The 25,690-nt window shown below is 67.5% G+C and carries 24 protein-coding genes; 8 read left to right on the top strand and 16 right to left on the bottom strand.

The window, feature by feature from the left end; translation table 11 throughout:
- Positions 1–3: 3 nt before the first annotated feature.
- The 7 genes from VSR71_RS26255 to VSR71_RS26225 form a co-directional block, all read right to left on the bottom strand.
- A complete protein-coding gene (locus tag VSR71_RS26255; protein ID WP_029046719.1) occupies positions 4–273 on the bottom strand; it encodes an HPr family phosphocarrier protein in 270 nt (89 codons plus the stop codon).
- Positions 242–697, bottom strand: a complete 456-nt coding sequence (locus VSR71_RS26250; RefSeq protein ID WP_209756314.1) for a PTS sugar transporter subunit IIA — start codon at positions 695–697, stop codon at positions 242–244. The genes VSR71_RS26255 and VSR71_RS26250 overlap by 32 nt, the downstream gene beginning before the upstream one ends.
- A gap of 76 nt (positions 698–773) precedes the next feature.
- Positions 774–1,727: a glutathione synthase gene (gshB, locus tag VSR71_RS26245; RefSeq protein WP_342916698.1), complete on the bottom strand. Its 954-nt coding sequence runs from the start codon at positions 1,725–1,727 to the stop codon at positions 774–776.
- Between the two features lie 24 nt (positions 1,728–1,751).
- Entirely contained in the window at positions 1,752–3,047 is a 1,296-nt protein-coding gene (gene gshA / locus VSR71_RS26240) for a glutamate--cysteine ligase (RefSeq protein ID WP_342916697.1), read from the bottom strand.
- Between the two features lie 541 nt (positions 3,048–3,588).
- Entirely contained in the window at positions 3,589–5,148 is a 1,560-nt protein-coding gene (locus VSR71_RS26235; protein WP_342916696.1) for an ammonium transporter, read from the bottom strand.
- 32 nt (positions 5,149–5,180) lie between these two features.
- Positions 5,181–5,519 carry a P-II family nitrogen regulator gene (locus tag VSR71_RS26230; protein WP_010814843.1) on the bottom strand — a complete coding sequence of 113 codons (339 nt, stop codon included), beginning with the start codon at positions 5,517–5,519 and terminating at the stop codon, positions 5,181–5,183.
- Between the two features lie 53 nt (positions 5,520–5,572).
- On the bottom strand, positions 5,573–6,370 hold the full coding sequence (locus tag VSR71_RS26225; protein ID WP_342916695.1) for a TorF family putative porin: 798 nt from the start codon (positions 6,368–6,370) through the stop codon (positions 5,573–5,575).
- A gap of 381 nt (positions 6,371–6,751) precedes the next feature.
- Here VSR71_RS26225 and VSR71_RS26220 point away from each other — a divergent pair, with 381 nt between their 5' ends.
- Entirely contained in the window at positions 6,752–7,030 is a 279-nt protein-coding gene (locus tag VSR71_RS26220; protein ID WP_133093584.1) for an accessory factor UbiK family protein, read from the top strand.
- A gap of 95 nt (positions 7,031–7,125) precedes the next feature.
- Positions 7,126–8,667: a YifB family Mg chelatase-like AAA ATPase gene (locus tag VSR71_RS26215; RefSeq protein ID WP_342916694.1), complete on the top strand. Its 1,542-nt coding sequence runs from the start codon at positions 7,126–7,128 to the stop codon at positions 8,665–8,667.
- Between the two features lie 76 nt (positions 8,668–8,743).
- Here the strand turns inward: VSR71_RS26215 and zwf are convergent, their stop codons facing one another.
- The 4 genes from zwf to VSR71_RS26195 form a co-directional block, all read right to left on the bottom strand.
- Positions 8,744–10,240, bottom strand: a complete 1,497-nt coding sequence (zwf, locus tag VSR71_RS26210; RefSeq protein WP_342916693.1) for a glucose-6-phosphate dehydrogenase — start codon at positions 10,238–10,240, stop codon at positions 8,744–8,746.
- 276 nt (positions 10,241–10,516) lie between these two features.
- Positions 10,517–10,696: a hypothetical protein gene (locus VSR71_RS26205; protein WP_342916692.1), complete on the bottom strand. Its 180-nt coding sequence runs from the start codon at positions 10,694–10,696 to the stop codon at positions 10,517–10,519.
- Positions 10,697–10,765: 69 nt separating this feature from the next.
- Positions 10,766–11,413 carry a LysE family transporter gene (locus tag VSR71_RS26200; protein WP_342916691.1) on the bottom strand — a complete coding sequence of 216 codons (648 nt, stop codon included), beginning with the start codon at positions 11,411–11,413 and terminating at the stop codon, positions 10,766–10,768.
- An 87-nt stretch (positions 11,414–11,500) separates the two neighbouring features.
- Positions 11,501–12,112 carry a hypothetical protein gene (locus tag VSR71_RS26195; RefSeq protein ID WP_342916690.1) on the bottom strand — a complete coding sequence of 204 codons (612 nt, stop codon included), beginning with the start codon at positions 12,110–12,112 and terminating at the stop codon, positions 11,501–11,503.
- A 139-nt stretch (positions 12,113–12,251) separates the two neighbouring features.
- On the opposite strand from VSR71_RS26195, the gene VSR71_RS26190 reads away from it, so the two are divergent.
- The 3 genes from VSR71_RS26190 (at position 12,252) to VSR71_RS26180 (ending at position 15,703) form a co-directional block, all read left to right on the top strand.
- Positions 12,252–12,770: a thioredoxin family protein gene (locus VSR71_RS26190; protein WP_342916689.1), complete on the top strand. Its 519-nt coding sequence runs from the start codon at positions 12,252–12,254 to the stop codon at positions 12,768–12,770.
- 124 nt (positions 12,771–12,894) lie between these two features.
- Positions 12,895–13,428 carry a TlpA disulfide reductase family protein gene (locus tag VSR71_RS26185; RefSeq protein WP_342916688.1) on the top strand — a complete coding sequence of 178 codons (534 nt, stop codon included), beginning with the start codon at positions 12,895–12,897 and terminating at the stop codon, positions 13,426–13,428.
- A 163-nt stretch (positions 13,429–13,591) separates the two neighbouring features.
- Positions 13,592–15,703: an ATP-dependent helicase gene (locus VSR71_RS26180; protein WP_342916798.1), complete on the top strand. Its 2,112-nt coding sequence runs from the start codon at positions 13,592–13,594 to the stop codon at positions 15,701–15,703.
- Between the two features lie 201 nt (positions 15,704–15,904).
- On the opposite strand, the gene VSR71_RS26175 is transcribed toward VSR71_RS26180, so the two are convergent.
- The 5 genes from VSR71_RS26175 to VSR71_RS26155 all read right to left on the bottom strand — a co-directional run bounded on the left by VSR71_RS26175 (position 15,905) and on the right by VSR71_RS26155 (position 20,087).
- The gene (locus tag VSR71_RS26175) at positions 15,905–17,101 is read right to left on the bottom strand and encodes a class I SAM-dependent rRNA methyltransferase (protein ID WP_342916687.1); all 1,197 of its coding nucleotides are present in this window, start codon (positions 17,099–17,101) and stop codon (positions 15,905–15,907) included.
- A gap of 216 nt (positions 17,102–17,317) precedes the next feature.
- The gene (locus tag VSR71_RS26170; protein WP_342916686.1) at positions 17,318–17,626 is read right to left on the bottom strand and encodes an HP0495 family protein; all 309 of its coding nucleotides are present in this window, start codon (positions 17,624–17,626) and stop codon (positions 17,318–17,320) included.
- A 48-nt stretch (positions 17,627–17,674) separates the two neighbouring features.
- A complete protein-coding gene (locus tag VSR71_RS26165) occupies positions 17,675–18,883 on the bottom strand; it encodes a D-alanyl-D-alanine carboxypeptidase family protein (RefSeq protein ID WP_342916685.1) in 1,209 nt (402 codons plus the stop codon).
- A 66-nt stretch (positions 18,884–18,949) separates the two neighbouring features.
- Complete coding sequence (locus VSR71_RS26160; protein WP_133093574.1) at positions 18,950–19,591, bottom strand: alpha/beta hydrolase; 642 nt, start codon at positions 19,589–19,591, stop codon at positions 18,950–18,952.
- A 175-nt stretch (positions 19,592–19,766) separates the two neighbouring features.
- Positions 19,767–20,087 (bottom strand): (2Fe-2S) ferredoxin domain-containing protein, encoded by a 321-nt coding sequence (locus VSR71_RS26155; RefSeq protein WP_133093573.1) that lies wholly within the window; start codon positions 20,085–20,087, stop codon positions 19,767–19,769.
- A 396-nt stretch (positions 20,088–20,483) separates the two neighbouring features.
- Between VSR71_RS26155 and VSR71_RS26150 the strand changes: the two genes are divergently transcribed.
- From VSR71_RS26150 to VSR71_RS26140, 3 genes are all read left to right on the top strand, one after another.
- The gene (locus VSR71_RS26150) at positions 20,484–21,779 is read left to right on the top strand and encodes a dicarboxylate/amino acid:cation symporter (RefSeq protein ID WP_342916797.1); all 1,296 of its coding nucleotides are present in this window, start codon (positions 20,484–20,486) and stop codon (positions 21,777–21,779) included.
- Positions 21,780–21,879: 100 nt separating this feature from the next.
- Positions 21,880–23,889, top strand: a complete 2,010-nt coding sequence (locus tag VSR71_RS26145; RefSeq protein WP_342916684.1) for a sensor histidine kinase — start codon at positions 21,880–21,882, stop codon at positions 23,887–23,889.
- Between the two features lie 8 nt (positions 23,890–23,897).
- Positions 23,898–25,223: a sigma-54 dependent transcriptional regulator gene (locus tag VSR71_RS26140; protein WP_342916683.1), complete on the top strand. Its 1,326-nt coding sequence runs from the start codon at positions 23,898–23,900 to the stop codon at positions 25,221–25,223.
- The last annotated feature ends 467 nt before the right edge of the window (positions 25,224–25,690 follow it).

The following is a 25,690-nucleotide window of genomic DNA, read 5'->3' as shown; positions in this document are numbered from 1 at the left end:
GCCTCACTCTCCCTCACCAAACCGGTTGGCGATCAGCGCCAGCAACGCGTCCATGGCTTCCTGCTCGTCGGGCCCGTCGGTCTCGAGGGTCACCGTGGAGCCGATGCCGGCCGCCAGCATCATCACGCCCATGATGCTCTTGGCATCGACCTGGCGCCCGTTGCGGGACATCTTGACCTGGCTGACGAAGCTGCCTGCGAGCTGGGTCAGCTTGGCGGACGCGCGTGCATGCAGTCCGAGCTTATTGATGATGGTGGTGTCCCTCTGCAGCATATTTGTCGGGATGGTTGGCGGTTTGGTTCTGTACGGTGGTGGTGCCGACCTGCAGCACGCCCTGCGAGCCGCCCGCCAGCGCCTTGTTGACGAGCTGGTCGAGCTTCTCGTTGCGGTAGCAGATGGCGCGCACGAGCATGGGCAGGTTGACGCCGGCCAGCACGCGCACGCGGCCCGGCTCGGCCAGGCGCGCGGCGATATTGGCCGGGGTCGCGCCGAAGATATCGGTCAGGACCAGCGCGCCATTGTCTTCGCAGACGGCGTCCAGGCGGCGCCTGGCCTCGGCCAGCACGGCGGCGGGGTCCGCATCGGGAAGGACGTCGATGGCCTCCAGCCGCTGCGGCTGGCCACAGTAGACGTGGGCGGCGCAATCGCGCAGGGCCGAAGCCAGCGGGGTGTGCGCGATGATCAGGATGCCTGCCATGATGGTGATCCGTTGGATTGCCCAGATTGTAGCAGGCGGCCCCCCGCGCTCCCGCTGCCAGCCGGGACGTTGCCGGTCAGCTGCCGGCGGCGCCCACGGCGTGTTCGAGCGCGTCGATGAACATCGCCGCGACGTGGAACCCGGTTTGCTGGGTGATTTCCTGAAAGCAGGTCGGACTCGTCACATTGACTTCCGTCAGGTAGTCGCCGATCACGTCCAGGCCCACCAGCAGCAGGCCCTGCTCCCACAGCCCCGGGGCCAGCGCCTCGGCGATCTCGCGGTCGCGCTGGCTCAGTTCCTGGGCGCGGCCGCTGCCTCCGGCGGCGAGGTTGCCGCGGACTTCTCCAGCCATCGGCACGCGCGCCAGCGAATATGGCACCGGCACGCCGCCGATCAGCAGGATGCGCTTGTCGCCGTCCTTGATCGCCGGGATATAGCGCTGCACCATCAGGGTGCGGGCGCCATCATGGCCCAGCGTCTCGACGATGGCGGCCAGGTTCATGCCGTCCGCACTCACCCGGAACACGCCCATGCCGCCCATGCCGTCGAGCGGCTTGACGATGATGTCGCGGTGCTCGGCATGGAAATCGCGGATGCGCGCCAGGTCGCGCGTGACCAGCGTCGGCGTGATGAATTCCGGGTGCTGGGCGATCGCCAGCTTCTCGGAATGGTCGCGGATCGCGCGCGGCTTGTTGAACACGCGCGCGCCCTGCTGCTCGGCCAGCTCCAGCAGCCAGGTGCTGGTGACGTATTCCATGTCGAACGGCGGGTCCTTGCGCATCAGCACCGCGTCGAAGGCCGACAGCGGCTCCAGCGCGCTGTTGCCTTCGCGGTACCAGGCCGTGTCGTCACCGGTCAGGTGCAGGCGCGTGGCCAGTGTCTCGACGGTGCTGCCGGACAGGCACAGCTGCGGCTGCAGGCACCAGTACAGCTCGTGGCCGCGCGCGGCGGCCTCGGTCATCATGGCGTAGGTGGAGTCCTTGTAGGTCTTGAAGGTCTCCAGCGGATCGGTGATGAAGAGGATGCGCATCAGTCAGGGCTCGTCAGGGGCTCGTCACAGGATCGGGTTCGGGTCAGTCTTTTCGAGTTCGATCGACGCCGCCAGCAGCGCCAGGCGCGCCACCACGCCGTACATATAGAAGCGGTTCGGCACTGCCGCACCCGGCTTGGCATGGCTGTCGGGAATGCCGTTGGGGGCGAACGCCAGCGGCACGAAATGCATGCCCGGGGCGTTCAGGTTTTCATCGTTGCCGCGGCCGGTGTGCACGCGGTAGAAGCCGCCGACCACATAGCGGTCGATCATGTACACGACCGGTTCGGCCACCGCCTCGTTGACCTTCTCGAAGGTGTGCACGCCTTCCTGGATGATGACGTCGCTGACCTCGAGGCCTTCCTTGACGACGCTCATCTTGTTGCGCTCTTTCCGGTTCAGGCCCTTGACCTCGGACGGGTCGCGCACGGTCATGATGCCCATGCCGTAGGTGCCGGCATCGGCCTTGACCACCACATACGGCGTTTCCTTGATGCCGTACTCGCGGTACTTCTTGGCGATCTTCTTCAGCACGCCCTCGACCGCGTCGGCCAGCTCTTCCTCGCCCACGCGCTCGTGGAAATTCACGCCGGTGCAGCGGGCAAAGTACGGGTTGACCATCCACTGGTCGATGTCGATCAGCTTGGCGAACTTCTTTGCCACCTCGTCATAGGCGGCAAAGTGGCTGGTCTTGCGGCGGGTCGACCAGCCGGCATGCAGCGGCGGCAGGAGGTACTGCTCGTTGATGTTTTCCAGGATCGGCGGGATCCCGGCCGACAGGTCATTGTTCAGCAGGATCGAGCAGGGATCGAAGTCCTTCAGCCCCAGCCGGCGGCCCTTGGTGCCCAGGCGCGCCAGCGGCTCGACCACCAGGGTCTGGCCGTCGGGCAGCTCGATCGGGGTCGGCTCGGTGATTTCCTCGGACAGCGAGCCCAGGCGCACATTCAGCCCCGCCTGGCGCATGATCAGCGACAGCCGCGCCACGTTCTGCAGGTAGAACATGTTGCGCGTGTGACGTTCCGGAATCAGCAGCAGGTTCTTGGCATCCGGGCAGATCTTCTCGATGGCCGCCATCGCTGCCTGCACGGCCAGCGGCAGCATTTCCGGGGCCAGGTTGTTGAAGCCGCCCGGAAACAGGTTGGTGTCGACCGGCGCCAGCTTGAAGCCGGCATTGCGCAGGTCCACCGAACAATAGAACGGAGGCGTATGCTCCTGCCATTCCAGCCTGAACCAGCGCTCGATCGACGGGGTGGCGTCCAGGATCTTCTTCTCCAGTTCGAGCAGAGGACCGTTCAGCGCGGTGATGAGATGCGGGACCATATCCATCCTATAGATCGTCTTTATCGTTCGCCCCGATTGTAGAGGAACGGCCAAACAGGCGCTGGCACACTCCTGATAAGGATATGCAGGCCCTGGCATGAGGGAAAACGATATGGGGACGCCGCGCGGGAAATAAAGGGCCGGGGAAGGCCGATGTCAGCGGGCAAAAAAAAAGCGCGGTAAGCACCGCGCTTTTAAATGGCCTGACAGATACGGGGAGCGTTCTGCAGGTGGAGGAAACTGCCTCACTGGCAATGTATGTGCCCCGCACATTAAAGACAATTGAAGCTTTTTAAGATCGGAGTTAAGCACTTTGCGAAAAACCCGCGTGCGTGCCGGGGAGATCGCCCGCCAGCCCGCGCCAGCGTTGGGCTGGCGTCTTCTGCCAGTTTTCTCCCGCCGGCCGCCGCGCGGTCCGGCATGGCGTTGTGGGCGGTGGTAATGCCCGCTTGATAAGACAAAGAAAAAAGCCCGGCACGCGGCCGGGCAAAACTCCTGAGAGACGATTCCCAATCAGCTCTCCAGCACAACACCGTGGCGATCAGCCTTCATATGCGGTCTCGCCGTGCGAGGTGATATCCAGGCCCTCGCGCTCTTCGTCTTCCGGCACCCGCAGGCCGATCAGCATGTCCACCAGCTTGTAGGCCACGAAGGACACGATGCCCGACCACACCACCGTGGTCAGCACGCCCTCGAACTGGATCCACAGCTGGCCGGCGATCGAATAGTCTTCCGCCACCTTGTTGGCCACGTAGTCATAGATGCCGGTGCCGCCCAGGCTCGGCGCGGCGAACACACCGGTCAGCAGCGCGCCCACGATGCCGCCCACGCCGTGCACGCCGAACACGTCCAGCGAGTCGTCCATGCCCAGCATGCGCTTCAGGCCGGTCACGCCCCACAGGCACAGCAGGCCGGCCACCAGGCCCATCACGATCGAGCCCATCGGGCCGACGAAGCCGGCCGCCGGGGTGATTGCCACCAGGCCGGCCACCGCGCCCGAGGCACCGCCCAGCATCGACGGCTTGCCCTTGCCGATCCACTCGCCGAAGGTCCACGCCAGCACCGCGGCGCAGGTCGCCAGCAGCGTGTTGACGAAGGCCAGGGCGGCACCGGCGCTGGCTTCCAGGCCCGAGCCGGCGTTGAAGCCGAACCAGCCGAACCAGAGCAGCGAGGCACCGACCATGGTGAAGGTCAGGCTGTGCGGACGGATCGCCTCGCGGCCGAAGCCGATGCGCTTGCCGAACAGGTACGCGCCCACCAGGCCCGCCACGGCGGCGTTGATGTGCACCACGGTGCCGCCCGCGTAGTCGAGCGCGCCCTTCTGGAACAGCCAGCCCGACTTGGCGGTCGCGGCAGCGCCGGCGGCAGCGTCGGTATAGGCATCAGGACCCGGCCAGAACCAGACCATGTGCGCCATCGGGATGTAGGAGAAGGTGAACCACAGCACCACGAACACCAGCACGGCCGAGAACTTGGCGCGCTCGGCGAAGGCGCCGATGATCAGGCCGCAGGTGATGCAGGCGAAGGCGCACTGGAAGGCGAAGAAGCCCAGTTCAGGGATCACCACGCCCTTGCTGAAGGTGGCCGCCATGGCTTCCACCGTCAGCCCCTTCATGAAGAGACGGTCGGTGCCGCCGAAGAAGGCGTTGCCCTCGGTGAAGGCGAAGCTGTAGCCGTAGATCGCCCACAGCAGCGCCACCAGCGAGAAGATCACCAGGCACTGCATCAGCACCGAGAGCATGTTCTTGGAACGCACCAGGCCGCCGTAGAACAGCGCCAGGCCCGGCAACGTCATCAGGATGACGAAGGCGGTGGCCACCAGCAGCCAGGCCACGTCGCCCTTGTTGGGCTGCGGCGCTGCCGGTGCGGCGGCGGCGTCAGCAGGAGCGGCCGGGGCCGCCGCCGCGGGGGCGGCAGCGGGTGCGGCGGCTGGTGCCGCTGCAGCGGCGGCGGGAGCGGGGGCCGCCGAAGCGGCCGGGGCCGAAGCCTCCGCCGCCGGCTTGTCCTGTGCGGCGGCCGGCGCGGACATGCCCACGCCCGCCGTACCGATGGCCAGCGCCATTGCGCCGGCCGTCAGGAATCGCTTGATCCAGGTTTTCATGTGATTAGCCTCTGTCTCTATGTTGTCTTGGGTCACAGGGCATCGCCGCCGGTTTCGCCGGTGCGGATGCGGATGACCTGCTCGATCGGTGCCACGAAGATCTTGCCGTCGCCGATCTTGCCGGTGCGTGCCGATTTCTCGACCGCCTCGATGGCGCGCTCGACCACGTCGTCGGGCACCGCGACCTCGATCTTCACCTTGGGCAGGAAATCGACGATGTACTCGGCGCCGCGGTACAGTTCGGTATGGCCCTTCTGGCGGCCGAAGCCTTTCACTTCGGTGACGGTGATGCCGGACACGCCCACGTCCGACAGCGCTTCGCGCACTTCGTCGAGCTTGAACGGCTTGATGACTGCAATGATGAGTTTCATCCGGGTTCTCCTTGGGGCAGGCCCGCTTCAGCCTGCCCGGCCTGCAGCGGTGATTAGAAAGTCTTGGTGATCGAGGCCCAGGCCGTCGCCTTGCCCAGGTAGCGGCCGCGGTTGGCGCTGGTATAGGCCACTTCCTTGGCGTTCGTGTCGACGTAGGCCACAGCCAATGCAAAACCCTTGCCCAGATCCTTGGTCAGGCCGATCTTCCAGTCGGTGTAGGAGGCGTCGCTGTTGTGCTTGACGCCCTGGTAGCCGACGTGCGCGTTCAGCGTCAGGTCCCAGAAGTTCAGCGGCACGTTGGCGGTCAGGTCGACGTAGTAGCTGTTCTTGCTGTCGGCCCAGCCGAACAGGTTGGTGACCGAGTGCGAGTACTTCAGGAACACCGGGCCCCAGCCGATGCCGGCATACAGCTCGGTGGTGTACGGGCGCGGGTTGTTGTAGCCGCCCGGGTAGTAGTACTCGAGCACGCCCAGGTCGTAGTTCAGTTCCACGCCCGACACCTTGAAGGTGTTCTTGAAGCCGCCGTAGAAGTCCATCTCGACCGGCGCCGACACGGCGGGGTTGGCGTCCTCGAGCCAGCTGATGCTCGAGTTCCAGTTGCCCAGGTAGAAGCCGCTCTCATGCGCGTAGTCGAAGCCGCCCTGAATGGCCGGACGCAGGTTGGTCTGGCTGATGCCGCGATAGCGGTAGTCAGAGACCAGCGACACGTTGGCCGTAAAGGTGTGCGGCGATGCCGGCTCGGCAGCGGCGGCGGCGGCGGGCGCCGCGGCTGCGTCGGTGCTCTGGGCGTACGCGGTGGCGGCGGCGCCGGACAGGACGACCGCGCTGACTGCAAGGGCCAACTTCTTCATGGATTTCTTCTCCTTTTCCTGGGATGGCTCGGATTTCGTTTATTGGATTTTGGTGATGCAGGCGCGATCACTACTGCAACTGCCGTGCCAGCCGATCGGAAGTGCCGGATGAAGACGCCGTGCCGGCCGCGCCCGGTGACCCAGGCCGCGCTTCAATCTGCCTTGCGACAAAGCCAGATCCCGTGAAAAGGTGTGAAGGTGGGCACGCCGGAGCTTTCCCCCACGTGCCTCACGGGCGATAATTGAAGCCTGACGATGGCAGCGTGCGGCTACGCCACGGGATTCCGCCCGCATTCAGGGCGCCCAAAACCAGTGCGAAAGCGCGCGATACGCCAGACGTCCACTGGGATTGGCACCAGTTAGGTGCGCAAAGGAGAAACCATGAAACCGACCGATCTCTTCAACGACCTGCAGAACAAGGTCAGCGAGGCGCTGCGCAATTCGCCGGCAAGGGACATCGAGAAGAACGTGCGCAGCATGATGACCCAAGGCTTCGCACGGCTCGACCTGGTCACCCGCGAGGAATTCGACGTGCAATCGCAGGTGCTGGCCCGTACCCGCGCCCGGCTGGAAGAGCTGGAAGCCCGCGTGGCCGAACTCGAGCGCCGCGCCGGCATTCCGCCTGGCGCCGGCGCGGTGGACTCCACCGGAGGCGCGTGAGCCTGCCAGTCCCACCGGACCAAGCCAGCCTGCCTGAAGGCCGCCAATCCTGGCGGCCTTTTTTGTTAACAATTCGATGACATGGAGGGCCTGACATGAGTCTTGCCGTCCTGCGCAGCCGCGCGCTGACCGGCATCGCCGCGCCTCCGGTACGCGTGGAAACGCACCTGGCCAACGGCCTGCCGGTGTTCACCATCGTCGGCCTGGCCGACACCGGCGTGCGCGAAAGCCGCGAGCGCGTGCGCGCCGCCATCCTCAACAGCGGCTACGAGTTCCCCAACCGGCGCATCACCGTCAACCTTGCCCCGGCCGACCTGCCCAAGGAATCGGGGCGCTTCGACCTGGCCATCGCGCTGGGCATCCTGGCCGCCAGCGGCCAGATCCCGTCCGATGCGCTCGACGCCCACGAATTCGCCGCCGAACTGTCGTTGTCGGGCGAGTTGCGGCCGGTGCGCGGCGCGCTGGCCATGGCGATGTGCCTGGCGCAGGACAACGCCGCGCGCCACGCTGCCGGCGCCGCCCCACGCGCTTTCCTGGTAGCCCGCGGCAATGGTCCCGAAGCGGCATTGATCGAAGACCTGGCCGTCCACGCCGCCGTCACGCTGCGCGAGGTATGCGAGCACCTCGGTGGCCAGCCGGACGCCCGCCTGCCGCGCGCCGCGCCGGCCGCGCTGCCGAAGTCGATCGCTACCGGTCCCGACATGCGCGACGTACGCGGGCAGGCACAGGCGCGCCGGGCCATGGAGGTCGCCGCCGCCGGACAGCATTCGGCGCTGCTGGTGGGTCCGCCGGGGACCGGCAAGTCGATGCTGGCGCAACGGCTGCCGGGCCTGCTGCCGCCGATGTCGCTGCAGGAGGCGCTCGAATCCGCAGCCGTCATGAGCCTGACGCCGGGCGGCTTCCGCACCGAACTGTGGGGCCGGCGCCCCTGCCGCGCGCCGCACCACACCGCGTCCGGCCCGGCCATGGTCGGCGGCGGCGGCAATCCGCGGCCGGGCGAGATCTCGCTGGCGCACCACGGCGTCCTGTTCCTGGACGAGTTGCCCGAATTCGACCGCCGGGTGCTCGAAGTCCTGCGCGAGCCGCTGGAGTCCGGGCGCATCACCATCGCGCGCGCCAACGGGCACGCCGACTTTCCCGCGTGCTTCCAGTTCGTGGCGGCGATGAACCCGTGCCCGTGCGGCTACCTCGGGCATCCCGACCGGCCATGCCGCTGCACCCCCGACCAGGTGCGCCGCTACCAGTCGCGCATATCCGGGCCGATGCTCGACCGGATCGACCTGCAGATCGAAGTGCCCGCCCAGGACCAGGGCGAGATGCTCGACGGCCCGCCGGGCGAGCCCAGCGCCGCGGTGCGCGAACGCGTGCTGGCGGCGCGGGCCCTGCAGCTGTCGCGGCAAGGCAAGCCCAACAGCGAACTGGGCGGCCGCGAGATCGAGCAGCATTGCGTGCTGGAGCCGCAGGCGCAGGCGCTGCTGCGCGGCGCGATGACGCGGCTGGCGTGGTCGGCGCGCTCCTACTTCCGCGTGCTGAAGGTGGCGCGCACGGTTGCCGACCTCGATCGCGCCGAGGTACTGACCGCCAGCCACGTGGGCGAGGCGATCCAGTACCGGCGGGCGCTGCGGATGGCCGGCTAGCGCGAACCGCAGCGAAGCGGCAGGGGCAACCCCGATCGAACCGCTGGCGCACCGGGCAAGGCGGTGACAGAGGCGTTCAGGCCTCCTCCGACCACTGCACGCCCTCGCGCGCCATGAACGCGGACGATGCCGCCGGCCCCCAGGTGCCGGCGGTGTAGGGCCGCGGGCCTTCGTCCTGGTGCCGCCAGGCTTCCAGGATCGGATCGACCCAGGTCCACGCGGCCTGCAGTTCGTCGCGCCGCACGAACAGCGCCAGCCGGCCCCGGATCACGTCGAGCAGCAGCCGCTCGTAGGCTTCCGCGCGGCGCGTGGTGAAGGCCGAGTCCAGGTTCAGGGCAAGGCTCAGCGGCTTGAGCTTCATGCCCTCGCCCGGCTGCTTGACCATCAGCATCAGCCGCACCGACTCTTCCGGCTGCAGCCGTATCACCATGCGGTTGGCGCGCAGCGTGCTGCCAGGATCGAAGATCGAATGCGGCACCCCTGCAAACTGGATCACCACCTCGGTCACCCGTTCCTGCATGCGCTTGCCGGTGCGCAGGTAGAACGGCACCTTGTTCCAGCGCCAGGTACCCAGCTCCGCGCGCATCGCGACGAAGGTCTCGGTGCGGCTGTCGGCCGGGATGCCGTCTTCCTGCAGGTAGCCGGGCACCAGTTCGCCGCCGATGGCGCCCGCGGTGTACTGGCCGCGCACCGTGTTGCGGCGCACGTCCTCGGGCGACATCGGGCGCAATGAGCGCAAGACCTTGAGCTTCTCGTCGCGCACGGCATCCGAGTTGAGCGACGCGGGCGGCTCCATGGCCAGGATGCTGACCAGTTGCAGCAGGTGGTTCTGGATCATGTCGCGCATGGCGCCGGCCTCGTCGTAGAAGCCGCCGCGCGAGCCCACGCCGACGGTCTCGGCCACGGTGATCTGCACGCTGCACACGAACGGCGTGCGCCACAGCGGCTCGAAGATCGAGTTGCCGAAGCGCAGCGCCATCAGGTTCTGCACCGTTTCCTTGCCGAGGTAGTGGTCGATCCGGTAGGTGCGGTCTTCGCTGAAGTAGCGCGTCACCACCTCGCTGATGGCGATGGCCGAGGCCAGGTCGACCCCCAGCGGTTTCTCCAGCACCAGCCGGGTGTCGTCGGCAATCAGGCCGTGCCCGGCCAGATTGTCGCAGGTCGCGGCAAACAGGCCCGGCGGCATCGCCATGTAGTAGATGCGCAGCGCCTCGCTGCGCAGCACCGTCCCCAACGTCTCGTAGTGGCCCGGCTGCGAGGCATCGACCCGCACAAAGTCGAGCCGCTGCAGGAACGAGCGCCACTTGTCGGGATCGAGGTAGCGCGCATCGACGAAAGGCTGCGCGCGCTCGTCGGCAAAACGCGCGAAGGCTTCGGCATCCCATTCATGGCGGCCCACGCCGATGATGCGCGTGCCCTCGGGCAGGTTGCCGTCGCGATGGCACATGTACAGCGAGGGCAGCAGCTTGCGGGCCGACAGGTCGCCGGTGCCGCCGAAGATGACGAGGTCCACCGGCCGTGGATCGGGCGCGCCGAAGGAAGACGCTGAAGATGCGGAACGGGTGGTAGGCATGGCGGGCTCCTTGCTTGCCGGGAACACCGGCGCGATGTGGGTCGGGCAGCGCGAGCCCGGCCGGCACGCGCGGCAGGCCCGCATGAACCATGCCAGTCAGCACGGTGGCCCGCTCCCCAGGCACAGGCGCGGATCCAGCGCGCCCGGCACGACGCCGCGGCATGGATCGCCATACTTTGCGCGCCCAGCGTGACAGGCGAGCCATGCCAGGCGCCGCGCAAAGCGCGCCGCGACGACAAGGAGGAAGGAAGTGAGATGGCCGTTCCGCGGCCATCTCTACGCGCGTCTTCCGGCAGGCGTCGCCACCGGCGGCTCGACCGGCGGCGGCACCGGATCTTCTTCCGGCGGCAACGGCAAGTCGGGAGGCACGCCCGGCGGCGCGGGTTCTTCCACCGGAGGCACGGTGTGGCGCGGCAGCGTGCGCGCGCCGGAGCGGGGAATCGGCGAGGCTGGCATAGGGGCTCTCCGTGGCCGGGGTTCCCCCTCATTGAAGCAAACCCCGGGGATTGGCGCCAGTGCCGGCGCTCAGGCGTGCTGCCGGCGCACGAAGAACAGCGCCGCGCCAACCGCCATCAGCACGCTGCCGAAGAAGCGGTTCTGCCAGCGCACCGCGCGCGCATTGCGGAACAGGCCCTGCATGCGCGAGGCCAGCAGCGCGTAGCCATGCATCACCACCAGGTCGACGCAGCACATGGTCAGCGCCAGGATGGCCAGCTGCGGCGCCAGCGGGTGATTGGGATCGATGAACTGCGGCAGCACCGCGACCATGAAGATGATGCCCTTTGGGTTGGTCACGTTGGTCAGCAGCCCGGTGGCAAAGCGGCGGCGCGCGCTCATCACCGAAACGCGCACGGGACCGGCGCCCGCGGCCCCGTCGCCGCCGCTCTCGACCTTCGTGCGCCACTGCTGCACGCCCAGGTAGATCAGGTACAGCGCGCCCACGGTCTTGACCACCATGAACGCCTGCTCCGAGGCCAGCAGCAGCGCGCCCAGGCCGCCGCCGGCAATCAGCAGCACAATCACCAGGCCGGTCTGCAGACCGAAGATGGTGGTGCTGGTCCGGCGCAGGCCATACGACAGGCCGTGGCTCATCGACAGCACCGCCCCCGATCCCGGCGACACCGCAATCACCCAGCACGCGGCGAAATAAGCCAGCCACACTTCCCAACGCATTTCGACTCTCCTTTGACGACAATTGCCGCCGCCGCACTGACGCGGCCCCGGCGCAAACCCTGTTTACCTGCGGCGCCCCTCGGGACCTCAGAACGGATGGAAGCCGCCGAGGAACTGCTCCACCTGTTCGGCCTGGCGCTGGTCGCGCGCGGCGTCGCCCGACTCCAGCACCACCGCCTGGTAGGCACGCGCGCCCACCGCCACCAGCCGCGCGGTCAGCCGCCGTGGCGACTGGTCCTGCGGCGACACGCCGCTGGCCTGCACTTCCACGCCGGCCAGCGGCCGGCCCGGCCTGTCGGCGGTCGTGATCGTGACGGGACGCGTGCGCGGCGGCTCGCCCGACGCCGTGCCGAGGTTGGCCAGCAGGCCCGCCTGCATCGCCGCCAGCGCCTCGCGCCGCAGCCCTTCGTCGTCGGCGGGCAGCGTGACCACGCCCACGGCGAACAGCGTGTCGTCGACGCGCGCCGCCTCCATCGTCATTGGCAGCTTGCGGCCGGCGATGTTGACATCGCGCGCGGCGCTGCTGGGCTTGCCGGGATAGAGCGCGGCATAGGCGCCCTCGCCGGACTGGATCGTGCGCCAGTCATAGCGGGGCGAGCAGGCGCAGAGGGCCAGCGCTACGCATATGGCGGCGAGGCGCAATCTTGAACTGCGGGCCAGTACGACAGGACTCGATGACGGGGGCGGAAAAGGACGCATGCGGTAGCGTGTGGCGCACAGCGCGCGCAGGCCGTGGAGCGGCTCCGGCGGCCGCCGTCGCCTGCGGGCGGAAACCGGTATTATCGCGGAAGCGGCGCTCCGGTGCATGTTGCGCCGCCTGACAGTTTTTCGCGACCGCATGCCTGCTTCCGACCTGCCCCGCCTCGCCGTACCAGCCCGCACCGCCCTGCTCCGGCTTGCGCGACTGGCCGCCTGCGCGCTGCTGGCAACGGCCGCCGGCGCGGCGCTGGCCGCGGGCACGGCGCACCTGCCCGCCGCCACCGACCTGGCCGCGCACGGCGCCGAGGCCGCGCAACGCGGCGAGCCGCTGGTGCTGCTGGTGTCGATGCCGGGATGCGGCTATTGCGACGCGGTGCGCCGCAACTACCTCGGCCCCCAGGCCGCCGCCGGCGAGATCGCGGTGCGCGAGCTGGACCTGACCGCCGCCACGCCGCTGCGCGATGCGGACGGCAGCGTGACCACCGCGCGCGACTGGGCCAGGGCGCACCAGGTGCGGGTGGCGCCGACGGTGCTGTTCCTAGACCGGCAGGGCCGCGCCGCCGCCACTCCGCTGCGCGGCATGCAGCCCGATTTCTACGGCGCCTACCTGGAGCAGGCGCTGGACCAGGCACGCGCCGCCATCGCCACCCGGCGCTGAACCGCGTCGCGGCGCCGGCATGGCGGCGGATCGCCGCAGCACACCCCGGGCAGCACGGCGGCGCCCGCGGCATTAGAATGCGTTGTTGCCCGAAGAGAATCCGCTTTCCCGCCTTCCCCTTCCCATGACCACTTCCGCTTCCGCCAAGTCCTCCCGCAAGCCCTGGCCCATCGTTGCCGCCATCGTCGTGCTGGCGCTGCTGGGCTGGTTCGGCTACCGCGCGCTGGCGCCCTCCAACGCCGCGCCCGCCGCCACGTTCACGCTGCTGTCGGGCGAGAAGGTCAGCACCGCAGACCTGAAGGGCAAGGTCTACCTGGTCAATTTCTGGGCCACCAGCTGCGCCACCTGCATCAAGGAAATGCCCGACATGGTCAAGACCTACGAGCAGTTCAAGGGCAAGGGGCTGGAGTTCGTCGCCGTGGCGATGAACTATGACCCGCCGATGTACGTGATGAACTACGCCAAGACGCGCGCGCTGCCGTTCAAGGTCGCGATGGATTCGGATGGCTCCGCCGCCAGGGCTTTCGGCAATGTGCAGCTGACGCCGACCACCTTCGTGGTCGACAAGGACGGCCGCATCCTCAAGCGCTATGTGGGCGAGCCGGAGTGGGATGCGCTGCACAAGCTGCTGGACGGCGCGCTGGCAAAGTCTGCGTAACGCTGCCTCCCGCAACATCCAGGAAAAGGTGCTCATCGAGCACCTTTTTTGTTGATTCGTGCCCGATCCTGCGCGAAGCGGCTTGCACTGCGGGGCTGTATGGATATACAGTTAGCGCCAGCTTTTTTGCCCCGCCCGCCATTTCCCTGCCTCTTTCTTGCCTGTGTCACTGGACCTTGCCCCCGCCGCGGACCTCGACTCCGCCCTTGCCCCCGATGCGGCCAACGCAGGCCCCGCCTACCTGTCCAGACTCAACCCGGAGCAGCGCGCCGCGGTCGAGCATGGCAGCGACGGGCCGCTGCTGATCATCGCCGGCGCGGGATCGGGCAAGACCAATACGCTGGCGCACCGGGTCGCGCACCTGGTGCTGGGCGGCGCCGATCCGCGCCGCATCCTGCTGCTGACCTTCTCGCGCCGCGCCGCCGCCGAAATGGGCCGGCGCGTCGAGCGCATCGTCGACCAGGCGTTGGGTACGCAGACCGGCGCGGGCCGCGCCGCGCTGCAATGGTCGGGGACCTTCCACGCCATCGGCGCGCGCCTGCTGCGCGAATACGCCGAGACGCTGGGCCTGTCGCCCGCCTTCACCATCAGCGACCGCGGCGATGCCGCCGACCTGATGCACGTGGTGCGCCACGACCTGGGCCTGTCCGAGACCGCCAGCCGCTTTCCCAAAAAGGAAACCTGCCTGTCGATCTACTCGCGCGTGGTCAACACGCAGGCGCCGCTGGAGGACGTGCTCAAGCAGCAGTTCCCGCGCTACGCGATGTGGGCCGATGCGCTGCGCACGCTGTTTGCCGGCTATGTCGAGGCCAAGCAGAAGCAGCACGTGCTCGATTACGACGACCTGCTGCTGTACTGGGCACAGGCCATGGCCGAACCGGCCATCGCGCAGGACGTCGGGGCGCGCTTCGACCACATCCTGGTCGACGAATACCAGGACACCAACGCGCTGCAGGCGTCGATCCTGCTGGCCATGCGGCCCGATGGCCGCGGCCTGACCGTGGTCGGCGACGATGCGCAGTCGATCTACGCGTTCCGCGGCGCGACCGTACGCAATATCCTCGATTTCCCGCAGCAGTTCACGCCGCCCGCGCAGCAGGTGACGCTGTCGCAGAACTACCGCTCGACGCAGCCGATCCTGCAGGCCGCCAACGCCGTGATCGGACTGGCGGCCGAGCGCTATACCAAGGATCTCTGGTCCGAGCGGCTGTCGGCCGAGAAGCCCGGCATCATCGTCGTCAATGACGAGGCCGACCAGGCGCGCTACTTGGTCGAGCAGGTGCTGGCGCGGCGCGAGGCCGGCCTGGCGCTGATGGCGCAGGCGGTGCTGTTCCGTGCCGCCGACCACAGCGCGCAGGTCGAGATCGAGCTGGCGCGCCGCAATATCCCGTTCGTGAAATTCGGCGGGCTCAAGTTCCTGGAATCGACGCACGTGAAGGACGTGCTGGCCGTGGTGCGCTGGCTGGAAAACCCGCGCGACCGCATGGCGGGCTTCCGCACGCTGCAACTGCTGCCGGGCATCGGCCCCAAGACCGCGGCGCGCGTGCTCGATGCGCTGGCGCTGGCCACCGAGCCGCTGTTCTCGCTGCAGGAATTCGAGCCGCCGCCGGCCGCTGCACCCGCGTGGGCCGACCTGCTGACGCTGGCGCGCGCGCTGATGGCGCCGGCCTCGCCGTGGCCGTCGGAGTTCGAGCAGGTGCTGGCCTGGTACACGCCGCACCTCGAACGCCTGCACGACGACGCCGCCGCGCGCCAGGCCGACCTGCAGCAGCTGGAACGCATCGCCGCCACCTACGGCGCGCGCGAGCGCTTCCTGACCGAGCTGACGCTGGACCCGCCCAGTGCGTCGAGCGATGAATCCGGCGTGCCCTCGCGCGACGAGGACTACCTGATCCTGTCGACCATCCACTCGGCCAAGGGGCAGGAGTGGAAGGCGGTGTATGTGCTCAATGCCGTCGATGGCTGCATGCCGAGCGACCTGGCGACGGGCACCACGGAAGAGATCGAGGAAGAGCGGCGGCTGCTGTATGTGGCAATGACGCGGGCCAGGGACCATCTGGACGTCATCGTGCCGCAGCGGTTCTATGTACACCAGCAGGTGGGATTTGGCGACCGGCATGTGTATGCGTCGCGCACGCGGTTTATCCCGAATCGCGTGATGCCGAATTTTTACAGCCGTTCATGGCCGCCGCCGCCGATGCCGGGCGAAGGGACGGTGAAACCGGCGCTGGCGCCGGTGGATCTGGCCAGCCGGATGCGGAATATGTGGCGGTGAGGGTCGCGCGGAAGTCTGCGCGCCCTGTCGGTTTGCTCCCCTCTCCCACGCAGTGGGAGAGGGGCCGGGGGTGAGGGCGGGCGTGTGGCAAGCATGAGGCGCTTCACTTCGGGCGAGCGCCCGCCCTCACCCCCTGCCCCTCTCCCGCGAGCGGGAGAGGGGAGAAAACAAGCGGCCGGCGGACCGCTCATTGATGCAGCCTTACCCCACCCTCTCCAACAACAACCCCTTCAGGTACTCCCCTTCCGGGAACGCCGCCAGCATCGGATGATCGGTGCCGGCCGACAGCCTGCGCAGGATGCGCGCATCCGCCCGCGCATCGGTCACCGCGCCCGCCACGATCTTCTGGAACAGTTCCATGCTGATCGCGCCCGAGCACGAATACGTGAACAGCAGACCGCCCGGCCGCAGCAGCTGCATGCCGACCAGGTTGATCTCCTTGTACGCACGCGCGGCACGGTCGATATGCTGCGCCGACGGCGCGAACTTGGGCGGGTCCAGCACGATCAGGTCGAACTGACGCCCTTCGGCGCGGAATTCGCGCAGCGTCTTGAACACGTCGGCGTCGAGCCACGCCGCGCGCTCCGGGTCGAAGCCGTTCAGCGTGACGTTGCCCGCGGCGATCTTCAGCGCTTCGCCCGACGAATCGATCGACGTCACCGCTTTCGCGCCACCGCGCAGCGCCGCCAGCGAGAAGCCGCCGGTATAGCAGAAGCAGTTCAGCACCTCGCGCCCTTCGGCCAGGTCGCCCACCAGCTTGCGGTTGTCGCGCTGGTCGACATAGAAGCCGGTCTTGTGGCCGTTGCGCACGTCGACGTAATAGCGCACGCCATGCTCGGTCACCGACAGCGCCGGATCGGGCTCGGCGCCGGCCAGCACGCCGGTCACCAGTTCCAGCCCTTCGCGCTGCCGCACGGCGGCGTCGGAGCGTTCATAGACGTTGGGGCAGCCGGTCTCCTTGACCAGCGCCTGCACGATCGCGGACTTCCAATGCTCCACGCCGGCCGAATTGAACTGGCACACCAGCTGCCCGGTTTCTCCATTGCCGTAATAGTCGACGATCAGCCCGGGCAGCCGGTCCGATTCGCCGAAGATCAGGCGCACGGCGTTGCTGTCCTTCACCCACTGGCGCCGGTAGGCGATGGCCGCGGCCACGCGGCGCTTGAACAGCGCGTGGTCGACCGGCTCGTTCTCGTCGAAGGTCCACACGCGCGCGCGGATCTGCGATTCGGGACTGTAGGCAGCCTTGGCCAGGAAGCGGCCGTCGGCGGCGCGCACGGTCACGGTCGAGCCCGGCTCGCAGCGGCCTTCGGTGGTGGCGATGCCGGTGGCATAGATCCACGGGTGGCGGCGCAGCAGGGATTTTTCCTTGCCGGGTTTCAGGGTGATGGTGTTCATGTTGGTATGGGAATACAGCGCAGCCCGGGCATCAAAGCCGCGGATGGACATGCCGGAGGGCTCCCCTCTCCCGCCTGCGGGAGAGGGGTGGGGGTGAGGGCCGGAGTGTCAACGAAGTGACGCGCGTCGCTATTGCCAGCGCCTGCCCTCACCCCCGGCCCCTTCTCCCGCGCGCGGGAGAGGGGAGAAATCAAAGCGGAAAAGAAATGCCAGCGGCTACAGCACCACCTTCACCATCGGATGCGAAGTCAGCGCCCGGTACAAATCATCCAGCTGCTCGCGGCTGGTCACCCACACCGTTACGGTCAGGCCCAGGTAGTTGCCCTTGCTCGAGGGCCGCATTTCCATCTTGCCCGCGTGGAAGTCCGGATCGAACTCCTGCACCAGCGTGACGATGGCCTCGGCGAAGCCGTCCTGCATCGCGCCCATCACCTTGATCGGGAAATGGCTCGGGTATTCGATCAGCGACTGCTCCGGCGGGATATTGCCGGGCTTGTTGCCGCTGCCCTGGTTGTCGGCTGTCATGTCGTTTTCTCCAGCGCGGCCGGGGCATGCCCAGGCCGCGCATGCCAATCACTTGCGCTTGAACCACAGGCGGATGGTGTCCCACAGGCGGCCGAAGAAACCGGCCTCGGGCACTTCTTCCAGCGCCACCACGGGGAATTCGGCCACCTTGTTGGTGCCGTCCATCAGCTTGACCATGCCCACCTGCTGGCCCGCCGCGATCGGGGCGATCATCAGTTCCTGGCGCTCCAGCACTGGCTTCAGGCGACCGCCGGTGCCCTTGGGCACGGTGACGAAGGTCTCGTGCTGCACGCCGATCTTGACCGAGCCGGCCTTGCCCTTGTAGATCTCGGGCGTGGCCAGCACCTGGCCCTTGTCGTACAGGCGCAGCGTGTCGAAGAACTGGAAGCCGTAGTTGAGGATCTTCAGGCTTTCCTGCGTGCGCACCTGTTCGGTGGTGGTGCCGATCACGATCGAGATCAGGCGGCGCTGGCCGTTGGGCACATTGGCCAGCGGGCGCTGTGCCGACGAGATCAGGCAATAGCCGGCGGACTTGGTGTGGCCGGTCTTGACGCCGTCCACGGTCGGATCGATGTACAGCAGGCGGTTGCGGTTGGGCTGCCTGATCTTGTTATAGGTGAACTCCTTCTGCGAGTACATGGCGTAGTACTCGGGGAAGTCCTTGATCAGGTGCGTGGTCAGCGTCGCCAGGTCCACCGCGGTGGTGTAGTGGTTCGGGTCGGGAATGCCGTCGGTGTTGGTGAAATGGGTGCTCTTCATGCCCATGCGCTGGGCCTCGCGGTTCATCATCGCGACGAAGCCCTCTTCCGAGCCGCCCACGGCCTCGGCCAGCGCCAGCGCGGCGTCGTTGCCCGACTGCACGATCAGGCCCAGCAGCAGGTCCTGCACGCTGACCGGCTTGTTGGGCTCGATGAACATGCGCGACTCGTCGCTTTTGACCTTGAGCACCAGGTTGGTCGGCACCACGGTCTGTTCCAGCGTCAGGCGCTTTTCCTTGAGTGCCTCGAACGCCAGGTAGGCGGTCATCAGCTTGGTCAGCGAGGCCGGCTCGATGCGCTGGTCGGCATTCTGCGAGGCCAGTGCCTGGCCGCTGGTCACGTCATACAGCATCCACGACTTGGCGGCGACCTGCGGCATCGGCACGCCCTGCGCAAGGACGGCGGCGGGCGCGGCGGCCAGCGTGGCCGTGGCGACGGCAGCGACGATGGCGGCGGGTGCAAAGGCGGAGGAAAGGCGTGTCGTGGCTCTATTCAGCATTGTTTCTGTTTCCGACAAGAAAGGGATCGTGCGGGACGGGATGGCGCGCTGGCTAAGCTGCGCCGCTCACCGGTCCCACGCGTTGACGACAAGCTGCTTGATCAGGTGCAGCTTGCGGTGAAAGAAATGGTCGGCGCCGGGGATCACGATCACCGGCAGCTCCTGCGGGCGCGCCCAGTCGAACACGCTGGCGAGCGGCACGGTGTCATCCTGCTCGCCGTGTATGACGATCGTGTCGGCGGGCACCTCGGCCACCTGCCAGCGGCTCGCGGCGGTCCCGACCAGCACCAGGCGCTGCGCCGGCGTGCCGGCCTCGGCCAGGCGCCGGGCCACGTGCGTGCTGACAAAGCTGCCGAAGGAGAAGCCGCCCAGCGCCAGCGGCAGCGTCGCGGCCTGCGCGGACCACGCGGTCTGCTCGCGCATCCAGGCAACGACTGCCAGCAGGTCGTCCTGCTCGCCAACGCCGTTGTCATGCTCGCCGGCGGTCGCGCCGACGCCGCGGAAATTGGGACGCACGGTGGCATAGCCCAGTTGCACGAAGGCGCGCGCCAGCGTCTGCGCGACCTTGTTGTCCTTGGTGCCGCCGAACAGCGGGTGCGGATGCGCGACCAGCGCCAGGCCCCGTGGCTCGCCTTGCGGCAGGTCCACCGAAACGTCGATCGCGCCGACGGGGCCGGCGATGGAAAGTACCTGGGTATGCGCGTTCATAGGACGGTCAGGGGCAATCAGGATTGCGGTCGGGATGGCGCTTCAGGTGGTGATACGCCGGCTGGCTCTAACCCGGAAATCCCGGGGCAAAAAATGAAAAAACCGTCCGGCTTGCGGGCGGCGGTGTCTGGCATCGGCGCTGCGGCATCGGCAGCGCCGTAGGTTCGTTTCGCGTTCAGCGGTCCACCATCAGCCGCTCGACCGGCTTGCCGTTGAGCAGGTGGCTGTCGATGATTTCATCGATGTCGTGCTCGTCCACATAGGTGTACCAAATTGCCTCGGGGTAGACCACCAGTACCGGCCCGAGTTCACACCGGTTCAGGCAGCCCGCCTTGTTGATGCGCACGCGGCCTTCGCCGCCGGCAATGCCGAGTTCCTTGCAGCGCTTCTTGGCGTATTCCTGCATGGCCTTGGCGTTGAAGTTGGCGCAGCAGTTCTCGCCGGCCTCGCGCTGATTCAGGCAGAAGAAGACGTGGTGCTGGTAGTAGCTGCTCATGCGATGCGGTGACAAGGAGGGCAGGCCCGCGCGGCGGCGTGGCCACGGGACATTGAACGGAAGCTCGGAATTATACGGCGTCATGGCGGCACGCCCGCGCCTTCCGGCACCCGCTCCACGCCATTGGCCGCGCATGCCGGCCCTCCAGGTGGCGCCTCGGCCACCTTTGCCGGCTTCGGCGTTCCGAATCCCCGGAAGCCCGGATTCCGGATTTCCGGAATCCCGGAGGCCCCACGTCCCGGCCAAGCCTGCGTTTCCTTGCGAATCAATCAGTTAGCGATACCGGTTGGACTGGCACGCCGGTTGCAAATTCCCGTCCCTGAACGCGCCGCAACCGTGACGGCGCGCGCCCGCGGCGCCATCGCCCCGGGTACGGTCAACACCGAGGACGACACCATGAAGAAACCCTTCTACAAGATCCTGTATGTGCAGGTGCTGTTCGCCATCCTGGTCGGCATCCTGCTCGGGCATTACTGGCCCGATACGGGCGTGGCCATGAAGCCGCTGGGCGATGGCTTCATCAAGCTGATCAAGATGATCATCGGCCCGATCATCTTCTGTACCGTGGTGACCGGCATGGCCGGCATGAGCGACATGAAGAAGGTCGGCCGCGTCGGCGGCAAGGCGCTGCTTTACTTTGAAGTGGTGTCGACCTTCGCGCTGCTGATCGGCCTGGGCGCCGCGCACCTGCTCAAGCCGGGCGTGGGCTTCAACATCGATCCGTCGACGCTGGACACCAAGGCGATCGCGCAATACGTATCGAAGGCGCACGGCCAGAGCACGGTCGAGTTCTTCATGCACATCATCCCGGAAACGGTCTTCAGCGCCTTCGCCAACGGCGACATCCTGCAGATCCTGCTGGTGTCGCTGTTCTTCGGCGCCGCGCTGGCCACGCTCGGCGAACGCGCCCGCTTCGTGGTGCAGCTGATCGAGCAGGTTTCCAAGGTGTTCTTCCACATCGTGCACGTGATCACCAAGGTGGCCCCGATCGGCGCCTTCGGCGCGATGGCGTTCACTATCGGTAAGTACGGCCTGGGCTCGCTGGTGCCGCTGCTCAAGCTGATCGGCACCTTCTACTTCACAGCCATCATCTTCGTGCTGGTGGTGCTGGGCACGATCGCGCGCATGACCGGCTTCAGCATCGTGCGCTTTATCTCGTACATCAAGGAAGAGCTTCTGATCGTGCTGGGCACCAGCTCGTCCGAGGCAGCGCTGCCGCACATGATGGAGAAGCTGGAGAAGCTGGGCTGCTCCAAGTCGGTGGTGGGCCTGGTGGTGCCTACCGGCTATTCGTTCAACCTGGATGGCACCAACATCTACATGACGATGGCGGTGATCTTCATCGCGCAGGCGACCGGCATCGAACTGACGTGGATGCAGCAGCTGACCATCCTGGCGGTGGCGATGATCACCTCCAAGGGCGCCAGCGGCGTGACCGGCTCGGGCTTCATCACGCTGGCCGCGACGCTGGCGGTGGTGCCGACCATCCCGGTCGCGGGCATGGTGCTGATCCTGGGCATCGACCGCTTCATGAGCGAGTGCCGCGCGCTGACCAACATCATCGGCAACGGCGTGGCCACGGTAGTGGTGTCGGCATGGGAACGCGAGCTGGACCGCAAGCGCCTGGCGCAGGTGCTGCAGGGCGGCGGCGATGCTGACGAGCTTGCCCAGGCGGGCCAGGGCGCCCGCTAAGTGCAACGCGGCGGGATTGGCCGCATGGGTTGCCGCATGAGCGGCAGCCCCGGCCGCCCGCCAGCGGGTATCATCGGCGCGACAGCCCTTGCGCACGCCGATGCCACACTCAGACGATTTCCTCGCCGTGCATGATCCCGCCGCCACCCGCGCGGTACATGCGCCGGACACCGGCAACAGCCGGTGGTGGGGTTTCGCCGTCGCACTGGCGGCGGGCCTGCTGCTGTTGTGCGGGCTGACCTGGCTGGTGTCGTTCCAGCGCGGCCTGGCCGCGCTGCAGCAGAGCACCGCCACGCGTGCCGACCGCTACGCCGCCACGCTCGAAAGCACCCTCGACCGCTACGAATTCCTGCCCGCGCTGGTGTCGCTGCACCCGTTCGTGCGCGGGCTGCTCGAATCCCCCCACGACCCGGCGCGCGTCGCCGCTGCCAACCACTACCTGGCCGAGGTCAACCGGCGCGCGCATGCGTCGGCCACCTATGTGATCGCCGCCAACGGCATCGCGCTGGCCGCCAGCAACCATGGCCAGCCCGGAAGCTTTGTCGGCACCGACTACCGCTTTCGCCCCTATTTCCAGATCGCAGCGGGCGGCAAGATGGGCCGCTTCTACGCCATCGGCATCACCAGCGACGAACCCGGCTACTACATCGCGCAGCCGGTGGAATCGAACGGCAAGGTCATCGGCGTCACCGTGGTCAAGCTCAACCTGGAGTGGTTCCAGCGCGCCGGCAGCGGCGCCGAGCCGCTGATGGTCAGCGACGACCACGGCGTGATCTTCCTGTCGTCGGTGCCGGCCTGGCAGTACCGCACGCTGCAACCGCTGCCGCCGGCATTGCAGGCCGAGATGGAAAACACTCGCCAGTACCACGGCCGCGCCATCACGCCGCTGCCGCTGGAGCCGCTGGACTCGCTCGTCACACGCTGGCTCGTGCAAACCACGCTGGGCGCCAACGCGCGGCTGGTGCGCGTGCGCGACGAATCGCCCGCCGCCCGCACCACTTTTACCCCTGACGCCACCGCGCGCGCCGACCGCTACCTGGAACTGGGCCGCACCGTAGGCCCGGCCGACTGGACCATGCAGGTGATGGCTCCGCTGGAGCCTGTGCTGGCCAACGCCCGCAACGCCACCGTGGCCGCGGCGCTGGCCTATGCCTGCATCTGCCTGCTGCTGGTCAACTGGCGCCAGCGCCGCCAGCGCGCGCGCGACATGCAGTACAGCCGCCGGCTGCTGGAAGCTGCCTATGACGAGCTGGAGCGGCGCGTGGAAGCGCGTACCGCCGACCTGATGGCAATCAACGAGAAGCTCGAGGAACAGGTTGCCGAGCGCACCCGCGCCGAAAGCGAACTGCGCGCGGCGCAGGACGAACTGGTGCAGGCCAGCAAGCTGGCGGCGCTCGGGCAGATGGCTGCCGGCATCACGCATGAGCTGAACCAGCCGCTGGCGGCGCTGCGCACTTTCTCCGACAACACCCGCGTGCTGCTGGAACGCGGCCAGCTTGCTGCCGCAGAAGGCAACCTGGCCGCCATCGCCGACCTGACCGAGCGCATGGGCAAGATCACCAGCCAGCTCAAGCTGTTCGCCGGCAAGGCGCGCCCGGTGCGGCGGCCGGTGGTGGTGCGCACCGCGCTGGACCACGTGCTGGCGCTGCTGGCGCCGCGGCTGGGCGCGGTGACGGTCAGCGTGGCCGGCCTCGACGAACAGCCCGGCCTGTCCGTGCGTGCCGACGAACTCAAGCTTGAACAGGTGCTGCTGAACCTGATCGGCAATGCGCTCGATGCCATCGCCTCGGCGGCGCCGGCGCAAGGCCGCATCGACATCGAGGTGCAGGCCGATACCGACACCAAGAGCGGCACCGTGACCCTCGCCGTGCGCGACAACGGCACCGGCATCGCGCCGGAAGCGCTGCCGCGCCTGTTCGAACCCTTCTTCACCACCAAGGAAACCGGGCAGGGCCTGGGACTCGGGCTGGCGATCTCGTCGTCGATCGTGCGCGAGTTCGGCGGCCAGCTCAGCGTGGCCAACGTGCCCGGTGGCGGCGCGCAATTCACGCTGGTACTGGCGCGCGCGCCGGCCAGCGAAGCCGCGCTGCCCGTTTCCACTCCCCACTGAGCATTAGCATGCAAGACGGTCTGCGTGTCCTGTTTGTCGAAGACGAGCCGCTGGTGCGGCAGGCTACCGCGCAAAGCCTGGAGCTGGCGGGCTTTACCGTGCTGGCACTGCCATCGGCCGAAGCTGCCATGCCGCATCTGCACGCGGGCTTTCCCGGCGTGCTGGTGACCGATGTGCGCTTGCCCGGCGCCAGCGGGCTGGACCTGCTGCAGCACTGCCGCAATGCGGCACCGGGCGTGCCGGTGGTGCTGGTGACGGGGCATGGCGATATCACGATGGCCGTGCAGGCGATGCGTGAAGGCGCTTATGACTTTATCGAGAAGCCGTTCGGGGCTGACCGGCTGACCGACACCGTCCGTCGCGCGCTTGAACGGCGCGCGCTCGAACTGGAAAACCAGGCGCTGCGGCGCGAGCTTGCGGGTCCCGCGGCGGGTACGCGGATCATCGGGCGTTCGCCGGCGATCGAGCAGGTGCGGGCCTTGGTTGCCAATGTGGCCCCGACTGACGTGCCGGTGATGATCAACGGCGAGACCGGCACCGGCAAGGAGCTGGTGGCGCGCAGCCTGCATGCCTTGTCCGGCCGCGCCGAGGGGCCATTTATCGCGCTGAACTGTGGTGCGGTGCCCGAGGCTATCTTCGAGAGCGAGATGTTCGGGCATGAGGCTGGTGCCTTCACCGGCGCGGGCAAGCGACGTATCGGCAAGCTGGAGCATGCTTCGGGCGGGACGCTCTTTCTCGATGAGATCGAAAGCATGCCGCTCGCGCTGCAGGTCAAGCTGTTGCGGGTGCTGCAGGAAGGGACACTGGAGCGGCTGGGGTCGAATGCATCGGTGAAGATCGATGTGCGGATCGTGGCAGCGGCCAAGGGGGATATGGATGCGCTGGTGGCGCAGGGGACTTTTCGTGAAGACCTGTATTACCGGCTGAACGTCGTCACGATCGCTCTGCCTCCACTGCGGGAGCGGCGCGAGGATATCGTGGCGTTGTTCGAGCATTTCATGCTGGTGGCGGCGGTGCGTTATCAGCGGCCGGCGCCGATCTTGTCGGAGGCGCAGCGGCAGGGGCTGCAGCAGCGGCCCTGGCCGGGGAATGTGCGGGAGTTGCGCAATGCGGCGGACCGGCTGGTGTTGGGGGTGCCAGAGGGAGGGCAGGCAGGTGCGCATACGGCGGCGTCCGACGAGACCGCACCGCTGCGGGAGCGGATGGAGCGGTATGAGCGGGCGGTGATTGCCGATGCGCTGGCGCGCACGGGGGGCGCCGTCAGTCAGGCGGCTGACTTGCTGCAGGTTGGGAAGGCTACGCTGTATGACAAGATCAAGCGGTATGGGCTTTGATGCCTGGGTGTCATTGGCTGTTCACCTTGCTGCCATGCGGGCGTCACATTGGATTTCTATGCTTCGGATGCGGTTGTGGCATTGGCAGGTGCCCTGCCGGCTGTATCAGTCTTCGTGGTAATTGATGGCCCCGCGTGTTGCGGGGCGTTTTTTTTTGTGGGCTGAATTTGGGTTGGCGAATGTGGTGGCTGATGGTGACATCCTGTCGGGCTGTTGACGCCTTTTTTCGCTGTTGATGACATGCTGTCGGCCGTTGAAGCTTTGTTGTCGTCGTTGATGACATGCTGTCGGCCGTTGAACCGCCTGGTTCCGCCCTCCTGGGCGGGTAACTTTTTGTCCGTGTCAAGTCCTGACATAGGTTGACAGGTTTTGGTAGCGCCATTCGGCGGCTAGCGCCCGGTGGAAACAGACGCCCGATGAACATCATCGGGCGTTTTGTATTTCAGGGCCTGATGGGGGCGTTCGCG

Origin of the sequence: Cupriavidus oxalaticus, assembly GCF_038900635.1 — a bacterium.
Taxonomy (GTDB): Bacteria; Pseudomonadota; Gammaproteobacteria; order Burkholderiales; family Burkholderiaceae; genus Cupriavidus; species Cupriavidus oxalaticus_B.
Note: the sequence above shows the minus strand (reverse complement) of the source record. Positions and strands in the feature narration are given on the sequence as shown.